The sequence below is a fragment of the Stenotrophomonas sp. PS02289 genome (assembly GCF_029960115.1).
In the GTDB taxonomy this organism is placed as follows: domain Bacteria; phylum Pseudomonadota; class Gammaproteobacteria; order Xanthomonadales; family Xanthomonadaceae; genus Stenotrophomonas.
Genome location: NZ_JASCOZ010000139.1, coordinates 1 through 11,825 on the forward strand (window position 1 = coordinate 1; position 11,825 = coordinate 11,825).

10 protein-coding genes and 1 tRNA gene are annotated in these 11,825 nt (G+C 61.8%); 3 read left to right on the forward strand and 8 right to left on the reverse strand.

The window, feature by feature from the left end; all coding sequences use genetic code 11:
* Nucleotides 1-135 precede the first annotated feature (135 nt).
* Nucleotides 136-2,454, reverse strand: coding sequence for a TonB-dependent receptor (locus QMX83_RS16400; RefSeq protein ID WP_282297709.1), 2,319 nt, complete (start codon nucleotides 2,452-2,454; stop codon nucleotides 136-138).
* Nucleotides 2,455-2,740: 286 nt separating this feature from the next.
* Nucleotides 2,741-5,290: a Cache 3/Cache 2 fusion domain-containing protein gene (locus QMX83_RS16405; protein ID WP_282297710.1), complete on the reverse strand. Its 2,550-nt coding sequence runs from the start codon at nucleotides 5,288-5,290 to the stop codon at nucleotides 2,741-2,743.
* Between the two features lie 364 nt (nucleotides 5,291-5,654).
* Between QMX83_RS16405 and QMX83_RS16410 the strand changes: the two genes are divergently transcribed.
* Together QMX83_RS16410 and QMX83_RS16415 are read left to right on the forward strand one after the other, a co-directional pair.
* A tRNA-Ala gene (locus tag QMX83_RS16410) sits at nucleotides 5,655-5,730 on the forward strand.
* Between the two features lie 362 nt (nucleotides 5,731-6,092).
* The gene (locus QMX83_RS16415) at nucleotides 6,093-6,605 is read left to right on the forward strand and encodes a DUF2059 domain-containing protein (protein ID WP_282297711.1); all 513 of its coding nucleotides are present in this window, start codon (nucleotides 6,093-6,095) and stop codon (nucleotides 6,603-6,605) included.
* Nucleotides 6,606-6,681: 76 nt separating this feature from the next.
* On the opposite strand, the gene QMX83_RS16420 is transcribed toward QMX83_RS16415, so the two are convergent.
* Nucleotides 6,682-6,819: a hypothetical protein gene (locus tag QMX83_RS16420; RefSeq protein ID WP_282297712.1), complete on the reverse strand. Its 138-nt coding sequence runs from the start codon at nucleotides 6,817-6,819 to the stop codon at nucleotides 6,682-6,684.
* Between the two features lie 130 nt (nucleotides 6,820-6,949).
* Nucleotides 6,950-7,765, reverse strand: a complete 816-nt coding sequence (locus tag QMX83_RS16425) for an abortive infection family protein (protein WP_282297713.1) — start codon at nucleotides 7,763-7,765, stop codon at nucleotides 6,950-6,952.
* A 735-nt stretch (nucleotides 7,766-8,500) separates the two neighbouring features.
* On the opposite strand from QMX83_RS16425, the gene QMX83_RS16430 reads away from it, so the two are divergent.
* Nucleotides 8,501-9,382, forward strand: coding sequence for a hypothetical protein (locus tag QMX83_RS16430; RefSeq protein WP_282297714.1), 882 nt, complete (start codon nucleotides 8,501-8,503; stop codon nucleotides 9,380-9,382).
* 398 nt (nucleotides 9,383-9,780) lie between these two features.
* On the opposite strand, the gene QMX83_RS16435 is transcribed toward QMX83_RS16430, so the two are convergent.
* From QMX83_RS16435 to QMX83_RS16450, 4 genes are all read right to left on the reverse strand, one after another.
* Nucleotides 9,781-9,939, reverse strand: a complete 159-nt coding sequence (locus QMX83_RS16435) for a hypothetical protein (protein WP_282297715.1) — start codon at nucleotides 9,937-9,939, stop codon at nucleotides 9,781-9,783.
* A gap of 83 nt (nucleotides 9,940-10,022) precedes the next feature.
* Entirely contained in the window at nucleotides 10,023-10,433 is a 411-nt protein-coding gene (locus tag QMX83_RS16440; protein WP_282297716.1) for a hypothetical protein, read from the reverse strand.
* Nucleotides 10,427-10,780 carry a HigA family addiction module antitoxin gene (locus QMX83_RS16445; RefSeq protein WP_282297717.1) on the reverse strand — a complete coding sequence of 118 codons (354 nt, stop codon included), beginning with the start codon at nucleotides 10,778-10,780 and terminating at the stop codon, nucleotides 10,427-10,429. Before QMX83_RS16445 ends, QMX83_RS16440 begins: the two co-directional genes overlap by 7 nt.
* Nucleotides 10,781-10,941: 161 nt before the next feature.
* Nucleotides 10,942-11,160: a hypothetical protein gene (locus QMX83_RS16450; RefSeq protein WP_282297718.1), complete on the reverse strand. Its 219-nt coding sequence runs from the start codon at nucleotides 11,158-11,160 to the stop codon at nucleotides 10,942-10,944.
* Between the last annotated feature and the right edge of the window lie 665 nt (nucleotides 11,161-11,825).

Below are 11,825 nucleotides of genomic sequence, written 5' to 3' on the forward strand. Positions count from 1 at the left end.
CGGTGTTGCCGGCGTAAAACCGCGTAGAGCCACGCCCTGGGTGGCTGCAGGTGCCGAACAGGGTCGAAGCCACGCAGGGCGTGGCTCTACGTTCAAAAAATACCCCGCCAACGGCGGGGTATTTTCAATCAGGGATTACCAGTTCAGGTTCAACGAAACGCCCACGGTACGCGGCTCGTTGTACACCGCGGCCATGTAGTTCTCGATCACGCCCTTCAGGTTCTTCTCGTTGGTGATGTTGCGCGCAAACGCCGCCACTTCCCAGGCACCGTAGTTGCCCGAGTAGCCCAGCTTCAACCCACCTTCAAAGCTGCCCTTCGAATTGAACTCGGCCGAGTCATACAGCACGAAGCTGGTATAACCCTGCTTGTTCCAGTCGGTGGACACGAAGAACACGTCGGCATCGTTGACCGGAATGTCGTAACGCGCGGCGAAGTTCAGGTTGTACTTCGGCGCATTCGGCAGCGGGTTGCCGTTGATCTGCGCGAAGGTATTGGCCCCCACCTTGATGGTCGGGTCGTACACGTCGCACACCACCGCACCGTTCAGCGCACACACCTGGGCGTACACGCGGTCGTCCTGGATTTCACTGTGCAGCCAGCTGAAACCGGCGCTCAGGCTCAGGTTCGGAATCGGGCGCAGTTCCATGTCCGCTTCCACGCCATAGGCCTTGGCCTTGTCGGCGTTGAACAGCACGCCATTGCCGTTGGAGTCGTTGCCGTTGAGCTGGATGTCGTTGACCGTGTAGGTGAACGCCGCTGCATTCAGACGCAGGCGGTTGTCCCACAGGCTGCTCTTCACGCCCGCTTCCCAGGACAGGATGGTTTCCGAATCCGCGGTGGTGAAGTCGGCGTTGAACACCGCCGAACGGCCCTGGATGGTCGGGCCACGGAAGCCACGGGCCACCTTGGCGTACACGCTCACCTGGGGGTTGAACGCGTACATCGCGCTCACGTCCCAGCTCGGGGTGGTGTCGGCCATTTCCACGTCGGTGCGGCCACGGTAGGTCACCACGCCGGCAGCGGTGTCGGCGGTCTTGAGCAGACGGGTGCGCTTCTCATCGCGAGTCTGGCGCAGGCCGGCGGTCAGGGTGAACTTGTCGGTCACGTCATAGCTGACCTGGCCGAAGCCTGCCCACGAGGTGTTGGTGTTGCGCAGGCGCACCCAGTTGTTCGGGTTGCGGGCGGTGCCCTGCAGGAACCAGGCGCGCTGGTAGAAGTCGGTGGTGTCGCGGCCGTCGAAGTAGAACGCGCCGACCTGCCACTTCAGGCGGTTGCTGTCGGCGTTGGCCAGGCGGACTTCCTGGGTCCACTGGTCCAGGTCACGGATCTGGCCCATCGACTGGCCATAACCATTGGCCACGCCGTTGACCGGGAAGTCCGCAGCGGCGCCGCCGTCGGTATCGCCACGGCTGTAGCCGGAGGTGGTTTCGTAGGCGGTGATCGAGGTCAGCGAGATGTTGCCGAAGTCGTACACGGCCTTCACCGAGCCGCCGTAGGTCTTGTAGGCCTGCGGGTTGTTGTCGGCTTCGTCGTAGGCCACCGAATCACGCGGTGCATCGGTCTTGTTCGAGCCGCGGGTCAGTGCGCCGCGCAGGAACAGGGTCGAGGTGCCGTCGTAGTCGCGGGCGTGGGCCGAGGCCAGCAGCGAGAAGTTGTCGCTCGGCTGCAGCAGCAGCTGGGCGCGCACGTTGCGGTCATCGAAGCCGCCCATGGTGTTCTTGCGCGGGCTCACCGTGCCATCGGCGCTGGGGCCGGTGTAGGTGTTGTCCACGTAGTCGTCGCGGTGCTGGTACAGCGCCGAGACGCGGAACGAGGCGATGTCGTTGATCGGGCCACCGAAGCCGCCATCCACCGCCACGCTGCCATAGCTGCCGTAGCTGGCCTGCACGCGGCCGCTGTAGTCCTGGCTCGGCTTGATGGTGTCGAACTTGACGATGCCGGCGGTGGTGTTGCGGCCGAACAGCGTGCCCTGCGGACCGCGCAGCACTTCAATCTGGTCCACGTCGTAAACCGGATTGGACTTCAGCACCACGTGTTCCAGCACCACGTCGTCCTGGATGATCGACACCGGCTGCGAGGCACCCAGGTAGAAGTCGATGTTGCCCAGGCCGCGGATGTAGAAGCGCGGGAAGATGCGGCCGGTGGTGGTTTCAGCGTAGAAGCTGGGCACCTTGCCCGACAGCGCCAGCAGGGTGTCGTCGCCACCGGCGGTGAAGTCGCGGATCTTCTCGCCCTGGACCACGCCCACGGACACCGGCACTTCCTGCAGGTTGCGTTCGCGGTGGTCGGCGGTCACGGTGATCGCGTCCAGCGAGGTGGGGGTGGCGTCCTGCGCCAGAGCGGTGCCGCTCAGCCCTAACAGCGAGGCGCAGGCCAGCGCCAGCGCGTGCGGGCGCGGCGAACGGGTCATGCGGAAAGAGGCAATACGGAAGGTGTCGCGATGGGAAGACATGAAGGTCTCGGTCAGTGAACGGCGTAGAGCCGGGCTTGCCCGGCTGCACGTTGCGGCATCATGGAAAGAGGATGTTGCAGTCTGGTTTCAGGGCGCTGCGGGGGACGGCCTTCCGTTCCCTACCCTGATCTGCTGGCTGACGGCCGGGATCAATGGCGCGGATTATGCCCGCTCATGACCCGGTCCGGTATGCCCGATCCTGTCCGTTCAAACGTTCCGACCCATACGACCTTAGATCCGGCGGTGGCGTCTGCAGCTCCCCAACCACAGACGCCACCGCACCCGATCAGGCCGCGACGCGCTCCTTGCGCGCGGGCTGCGCGTCGGCCAGGCGGAATTGCCCGACCGATTGCTGCAGCTCGGACGACTGCGCGTTGAGAGCACGCGCAGCGGCCGAAGCCTCCTCGACGAGGGCAGCGTTCTGCTGGGTCACACCATCCATCTGCACGATGCTCTGGTTGACCTGCTCGATCCCTGCCGCCTGTTCCTGGCTGGCGTTGGCGATCTCTTCGATCAGCCCCCCCAGCTCGCTTACCGAAGCCACCACGCGCTGCAGGGTCTGCCCCGCCTGGCTGGCCAGTTCATTGCCGTCGGCCACCTGGGCCACCGAGGCCTCGATCAGGCCCTTGATTTCCTTGGCTGCACTGGCCGAACGCTGCGCCAGCGCGCGCACTTCGGACGCCACCACCGCAAAACCACGGCCTTCTTCGCCGGCACGCGCCGCTTCGACCGCCGCGTTCAACGCCAGAATGTTGGTCTGGAAGGCGATGCCGTCGATCACCGCGGTGATGTCGGCGATGCGGTGCGAGGACGCCTCGATGCCAGCCATGGTCTGCACCACCTGCGCCACGGCCGCGCCGCCCTGGGCCGCCACGTCGGAGGCTTCAGCGGCCAGACGGTCGGCACGACGAGCGTGGTCGGCGTTCTGCTTCACCGCGCTGGTCAGTTCTTCCAGCGACGCCGCCGATTCTTCCAGGCTGGCCGCCTGCTGTTCGGTACGGCGCGACAGGTCGTCATTGCCGGCGGCGATCTCGGCCGAGGCCGTGGCCACCGACACCGCCGCCTGCTGGATGCCGCCGACAATGCGGGTCAGCTGGGCCACAGTGGCGTTGGCGTCGTCGCGCATGGTGGCGAACACGCCCTGGAACTGGCCTTCGATGCGGCCGCGCAGGTCGCCCTCGGCCAGCGCCCGCAGCAGGCCCGACAGCGCGGCCAGGTTGCGGTCGGCGGTGATCATCAGGGTGTTCAGGCCCTGCACCATTTCCTTGAAATCGTGGCGGTAGGCATCGGCGTCGCCGCGCACGCTGAAGTCGCCCGCCGCAGCGGCATCGACCAGGCGCTTGATCTCGCCATTGATGTCCTGCAGGCGACCCCGTACGCCGTTCACGGCTTCGGTGATGCGCGCCTTCTCACCCGGCAGCTGCTCCATCTTTTCAGACAGATCGCCGTCGGCGTAGCGCGCCACCAGGGCGACCATGCGCATCTTCACCGCGATGTGGGCGTCCACCAGTTCATTGGTGCCCTCCACCATGGTGCGGAATTCGCCCTGGAACGCGCTGGCATCAATGCGATGGCTGATGGTGCCTTCCGCGTGCTGTGCGCTCATTTCGTTCTGCGCAGCGATGATCTCGCGCAGCTTATCCTGCATCTGGCGCAGCGCGGTCATCAGCTGACCGACTTCGTCCTGGCTCTTCACGGTGATGGTGCGATCCAGGCGACCGGCGGCAACGTCACGCGCCACCTGGCCCGCTTCGGCCAGCGGCACGGTCAGCATGCGGCGGACCACCAGCACCAGCGCCACGATCACCGCCAGCAGGCCCAGGCCGGAGACCAGTGCGGTCTGCAACATCAGCTTGTTGAGCACCGCGGCCAGCACGGAGGTCGGCTCCAGGCCCAGCACGGTCCACTTCCACGGTCCATAGGTTTGTGCGGTGACGAAATACGCCTGAGCCGGTGCGTCCTTGGTGGGGCGCAGGTGCAGCGTGGCCTGGGTGATGCTGCCTGCCAGCAGCGCTTCAAGCTGCGGCTTGTCGGCCTCATCCACCAGCGTCGGGAGCTTCTCGCCTTCACCGTTGCTGGCAGCCACCAGGGTGCCGAAGTCGTCGCCCTCGCGGGTGTTCACGGCCAGGAAGTGGCCTTCCTTGCCCAGCTTGGAATCGCGCAGGCGCGCTTTCAGTGCGCCCAGGCCTTCGGTGTAGTTCTGGCCAATGAAGGCGATCGCGGTCACTTCACCGGCGGCGTCCTTCAGCGGCATGTAGTGGGTCATGTAGTCGACGCCGAACAGACGCGCCGGACCGGTGTAGGCTTCGCCCGCCATCATCTTCGCGTAGGCCGGGCCAGCGTGGTCGAGCACCGTACCCATCGCGCGGTTGCCTTCGGCGTTGCGCAGCGAGGTGGTGACGCGCACGAAGTCGTCGCCGTCGCGCACGAACACCGTGGCGACACCGCCGGTGGCTTCGGCGAAGCGGTCAACCACGCCTTCCTGCAGGTTGAGGGTGTCCGTGCCCATCAACAAGCGAGGAGTGGAACGCTCGCCGACGGTGACCGGCTTGGTCGCATCAACGGTGATGTCGCCCGCCGGCAGCATCGCGCGGAAGGTACCGGCCATGCGCTCGGTGCTTTCGCTGAGGCTGCGGTCGTACAACTCGACCGAATCACGCATCAGGTCGGTGGAGGACTGCAGCCCTGCTTCCACGCGGGTCTGGTAGCTGGTGGCAGCCTGACGGTAGATCAGCACGGCCAGGACCACAAAGGCCAGGGTGGTGATCACGCCCATCAGCAGCGCCAGGCGCGCCCCGATGGAGGTTGAGAAAACGGTGGCGGCACGGGTCGTCATCGTCGGAACTCGAAAAAGTTGGTGTGAGAGATGCGTCACACTTCTTATCGGCACCACTTCGGTCCGCTTTACGTATTTTTCGCCAGAAATTAACGTATAGACACAACAGCCATGTGATTGATTTTATTGAATTTAGATCGATCCCTCCGTTCACAAACTAACTCGATCGTTCAGAAAAGTAGAAGAATCACTAAAGATCACACCCCTGCTGCCGCCTCCGGCGCTGGATCAAGAAATTTATGGAAACGTTTTCTCATTTTTGAGGCATCGACAGCGTGCGTCAGCCTGTCGCGCTTGGCAGGCAACCCTTCACGGCGCTACACTCCAGTCATCGCAAGGCGGTGCCTGCGAAGCAGTACTTCGTGGGGCCATAGCTCAGCTGGGAGAGCGCGTCGTTCGCAATGACGAGGTCAGGAGTTCGATCCTCCTTGGCTCCACCACTATTCAAGCAGCCGGGCAGAGCCCGGCTCTACATCAGAACGCCACCTTCGGGTGGCGTTCTGCTTTTGGGCGACGTGTGCGGACACCTGAAACCTGTGATGTGCCCGGCTGTGCGCTTTTCTGCGCTTTTCTGCGCTTTGGTAGCGTCGGTCGCAAGACGACGGCCGATAACGCTGATCGGCGCTTTAACGTCGCGCACCCGGCCGGATCCGCGCTTCCATCGGATGCATCAATGCGTTCGTCGCGCCGATCACCTTTATCAGCAGTCGTCTGTCGACGACTCTACCGGCCCGACCTCTCTCGGGTAACGGTTCATGTTTCCGGCTAAGCTCCGCCTTCCGAATTGGGAAGGAACCTGAAAATGACGTGCCGACAATCGCTGCTGATCGTGCTGCTCGCCCTCGCTGGCTGTACTGATACCGCAACGGTCCAACTCGCCACAGACACCCTCCCGGAAGGATCTCCCGGGGCATCCCTGGTGCAGCGCTTCAACATGGGTCAAGGCCTGCGAGGCTTGGCGCTTGACGCGGCAAGAGCCACCACGACCTACGCGGCGTTGGCGCAGCAGCTTGGCAAGGCCGCCGCGGATCAGCAGGTTCAGGCGCAACTTGACCGCCACCTGTCGCATTACCAGGCGGCCTGGGATTACCAGCTGGCCGATCTGTATGCCCAGCACCTGAGTACTGAGGAGCTTCGTTCATTGGCCAGGGAAGGAACGCGCTCACCGTTTGCGGCGAAGTTCAATACGGTTCAACCCGTCTTGGCTGCGCAGATGCAGACGCAGTCGAGACCATTGACTGCGGAGCTAGTGACGAAGGCGCTTGCAACCGAACAATATGACCGGCCAACCGGTAGCGTCACCGATGCGCCTTAAGGCACGTCACACGCCCGATTGTCGATCGGCCTGAACTGCTGCACCAGCGTTAGCTGGGACTTTCCCGGCTCTTGGTTCATCCCCCATGTGCGGACTCCTCGAACCACACCACATGCTTGGCCGATGCCTGCGCCTGCGAGAAGACTTCGCCCGCCAGCTTAGGCGACACGTTGTAGCCATGACGGTCTACAACCAGGAAGAGGGGCGTCTTCAAGTCCAGCCACCAACCGTGCGTTTTGAATGAACGAGTGGCCCTACAAGCAGCCGAACTTGCACCTTCTGTGCCTAGGGTGGACACAACCGGAACTGGTTACTGCAACCAGCAAGTAGAGCTCCCGCCCCTATCAAAAGGGAATGTCGAGGTCCTGTCGATCAGCTCGAGACCTGAAAGAACGTGCCTGCGCTTCCCACCGCTGCTCGCATGACTTGATGAATCGAACCGTGCTAGTGACACTGCTCGCAATCAGCAGCGCCTCGTCATGGTCAAGGACGGGGTTATCGTGCGCCATGGAATGATTGTTGCGCACGTGATCGAACTGCCCGAAGATCGAGATCGTGCCTTTGAGAATGTGTTCGGCCATCTGCGACGTGAGCAGCCCCTCTTCTCTGATCCGCTTGACGTATGCCCCCATGAGTCCACCCAAAGGCACAGTGCGATCTCTCGGAATTCCATGAGCATCACATAGCTTTCGAAGGAACTTGACCAGGAACGTATGCAATCGGTCCAAACCTTGCTCAGGTTCGTTGCGATGGAAGCACTCACGGGCGGCCTTAGCCACCATCTGAAAATCTTCGGTATCTCCATCCAGGACTTCGACGTCCGGAACATCCTTAGCTTGGACCAACCGCGCCGCAATCAGTTCACACTCGTTGAAAAGCGATTGCCGCTGCACGGCAGGGTTCTCAGTATCCCTACAGTGCTCAAGCAATCCATTAATCGCCTGTCCCACTAATACATCGCCTTCACGGGTCCAGAAGCTTCTCAGATGGTTAGCTTTGGAACTACCGTTCTCTTCATAGGTTCCACCGTATATGTTGCGCCCAACTTCTTCTTCAAAGAACCGCGCAAACGTGTTGTTCGAAAAGTCCAGAACATATCCGCTACTCATGCCAAACAGGTCTTCAAGCTTGCGCTTTTCTCGGGGAGTCAAACTCGACATACGCGATCAAGTCCTAAATGTGGATTATGGCATTATGAAGACTAGGCAGGAGTTCGCCAGTCTATGAAGAGCATATCTTCAGGCGGAGCGCGAACTCGGCCAGGGTGGACTGAACCATGATCCGTAGTTACTTACCAATTAAACCTCTGCTAGGATGCCATCTGCAACTATCCGCGCCACGGCGCTGTTGCTACGTGAGCCTGTGACCTTCAACTGGAGCAGTCAGATTCGTCTGCTAAATCACAGCCTCCATTTTACTTTTCAAAATCTGGTCACTCTCTCGTTCCTTCCTCTCTTCGGTCTTACCTGCTCAGCTTCTTAGGCTGCCTTGCACCGGCACTTCTCAACCGCCTCCCGAGCGGTGGCAGCCGCCCACTCCTTGCTACGGTGCAGGATCAGCAGCACCGGCTTGCGCGGGTCGTTGCCGTGAATGGACATCACTGGTCGATGCCGCCGATGCTGACCTCCTTCAGCCGCTCCCGGCGCTGCGATCCACGTAAGCGACTGGGGAGACAGAGAAGGCAAGTGACCGGTATTCGTGCCTGCTCACGTTTGCTTAGATGGAGCGGACGGTTCAAAGGGGGCAACTCTTAACGAGATCCGGAGACCACAATGCGTCACCATCGAGTTCTTTCAGCAGTTGCAATCAGCAGCATCTTTTCGAGTAGCTTGATGGCCCAACCAACGGGAGATGTCTGTGGGCGCATTGTCGACCATGGACTTAACAATATCGTCATGCGCACCTCCGCTCACGCCCTCGCTGATAGGACCTACTGGGACTTCTGCGACGAAAGCTACGAAAGCATGAGCGACGCAAAAAAGGCTGAGTTTGGGATAACGATTAAGGGAATCCCATTTTCCGGCAAGGGCGAAGGGAGCTCATCCCGCGAGACACATGCGAAATTCTGTGGCACGTATAAGGCTTCAACCGACGTGTCCAGCCAGGAGTCACTACTGACCTCTCGCATGCATGACAGGGCGATTGATGCTTGGCGATCCTGCGTAACTGCGCAATCGACTGGCATGTCGATTGACTTCCGAATCCCATCCAACCAACGCTATGCAGACATATTTCTCAGGTACACCGGAGCATCAGGGCACACCAACTTCAACGGCATTGAGAGTACTGGATTTTCCTGCACTATCAACGGAAGCCCAGTCGGTCCAGGCAGCAAGTTGGTCGTCACTCCAGCAGAAACCGCAATCCGCTGCGAGCGGCAGTTCATCACGCAGGATGTTGGCGGCGTGACGTCCGAGTACTTCCCAGACGGCGGCATTACAGTCAAGACAGATGCAGGCAATTCAAGTGCTGAATTTGTTTCGATGGTAGAAGGACCAGCAAGGAACCGCTTCAGCCAAGTTGACACTCAGATTGCGGGGGTCCGCGCGGATGTACTGATCCTGTCGACGAACCTATTGGAATGGAACAACACCGAGCCGGTGCGTGGCAATAAAATCGGGTGGGGCGACCCTGCAGAAACAGCGATGTGTCCTCCCGGGCACTACGCTATTGGGTTCCAATCATGGAAATCACCACCTCCGATCAAGTATTGCATTGGCTGTGCGTCGGGATTCCAGCTAATCTGTCGCCGCCTCAACAGTATCGTTGGAAAGTAGGCTACGAGATAGGAACAACCGACTTACCACTCGGAATGGGATCCGATTTATGGATCCCGCTCCGTCATTCGCGGTCACCGCCGACGAGACAAGGACGACTGTCAATGATCGAGACTCCGCCCATGTTGCTACGATAAGGACGATTGATACCTATGGCCACCTACAATTTTGGCGATACTCCACACTGAACGTCCATTGTGCGATGACTGGATATGCGGATAGGGGATCCGAGCGGATGAGGTCGGGCTGGACGCGGTGCTTGCGCCCAGTTCGGCCCTTGTCCGCGCCATGTTACAAGCAGCCGGGCAGAGCCCGGCTCTACAACACGTCGTCGCTGAAGGTGTGCCTTCATCGCGCCTACCATTGTTGTCAGTAGCCGATCACCGGTTGCGCCGGGGTCACCCGGGGTTGGGTTTTGTTGGCGGGCGCTTGGTGTTGGCGTCGTGAATCTGCTGGTCGGTCTGGGCGGGCCGGCTCTTGGCGACGTCGTCCTGCTTGCGGTCCTGCTGGGATTCCTTGATGCCTTCCTGCTTGCCGGGTTGTTTTTCGGTGGTCATGGTCGCACTGCGTCTGGGGGTTGTGGGCACGCTAGCCGTTACCGCGTGATGCAGGGGTCATGAGGGCCGGCCAACGGCCGGCGCTACCGGGTTGGGCCTGGTTCTACCCTGAACCAGGCGGCAAACACCTCGTCGCCCATCCATGCGTTCTTGCGGCAGACGGCGGCCATCACCGCCTCGGTCTCCTTTGCCCGCGCCAACCGCTCCGGATCGCCACTGCACACGGCGGCATCCAGTTCCTGGCGGGCCTCGGCCAGGAAGCGCGAGAGGCGGTCGTCGATCGCCCATACCGCCATCTCCACGCGCGGCCGCCGGGTGGTTCTTGCCACGCTGACGCCATGCAGCGCCAGTTGCAGGCGTTCAATGTGCTCCGGGTATTGCTTCAGTTGCGAACGCAGGCTGCGCGGCACCGGCGGCAGCACGCTGCGCTTCTGCGGCGGTGCGGCGGGCGGGTGGCAGCCGGGCAACGCGCGGCCAAGTCGCTTGATCACCATGCGCCCCACTCCTTGCTTTCGGGCGGTGCCGGCACACCCGGATCCAGGAAGATCGGCAGCGGGTCGATGCGCGCGGCCGGATGTGGCACCTGCTGCTCCGCCATGTCCAGATCGAAGCGTATCTGCAGATTCATCCAGAACCAGGGCGAGGTGTCGAAGTAGCGCGCCAGCCGGAACGCGGTGTCCGCCGTGATCGCCGCCCTGCCTGCCACGATGTTGGCGATGCGCGAGGGCGAAACCCGCAGCGCGATGGCAAGCGCGCGGCCTGAGATCCGGTTCGGGCGCAGGAAGTCTTCCTGCAGGATGAGTCCGGGGTGGAGGGGCGGTAGTTCTTTACTGCGGTACATGGCGTTGACTCCTGACGCGGGCACGCAGGTGCCCTGCCCGCGCGATGCGCAGGGTGAATGGGGATGCATGGTGTTCTCCGTACTACGGCGTGACGCCCGGGAGTGCTGGCGTCGCGGCCGTGTTGGGTTTCATGTCGACGCGCATGGCGCGTCGCTACCGGTTAGGGTCGGTTCTGGCCGAGCGTGGCAATCAGGCGCGTGCCGTCGAACTCGACACTGAATCGCATCGGTTTCGCGCGCCCCACCTGCTGCAGCCATTGCGCCAACATCAACAGCACGTCCGCCCCGCCGATGTCGTCATTGGCAGGCGGTGGTGGCGGTGTGGGTGGCGTGCCACCGGCCGTCGCAGTGCGCGGCTGTGGGCGTGTTTCATTGTGCATCGCAAGCCTCCTGTGAGATGCGACCCCCGCCGGAATGGCGAGGGGTCGGGAGGTTAGAAACCGTCACAAAGCAGGAAAGACCGGCGGGCGTATTTCCCCCGTACGGGGGTGTTGCATTAGCCACCCTCCCGACGCTGGACATGGACAGCTCCGACGCGGGACATCTTCCTGCTTTGTGAGGAGTTTCTACGCTCCGGGGGCTACCGTGCAGCAAGCACCATGTAATGAAAACAGGCATTTGCGAAAGAATCGTGGCGGTTTTTTGGCGCTCGATCAAATCGATAGACGCAATTGGCTATTGGAGCGTGCGAGAGGTTGGTACGGCGCGGAGAAGCGCATTTGACGCGGGTGTCGGAATCGGCCGGTGGCCGAAGTTCGGAATGTTTTGAAGTGTGATGCGTTTTGCGTTTTACGCGCATGGAGTGCGAGGGCGAATACCGTGGCGCGGGTTGAGTGCGTCAGAGGGAGTCAATCGAAGAGCATGTTTCGATTCGGTGTTCATGCCCTAAAGCGCGTTGGTGATTTCACGGCGGTCGTCTGTCGAGCGACCCTACCGGGATGGATTCACGGCGTCCCCCGGAACGCCCCCCCGACCCGCCGAACACGTGAAGCCGTGAGCCGACGGTTGTTCGCACGAATCCAACAGTAGCCGGGCAGAGCCCGGC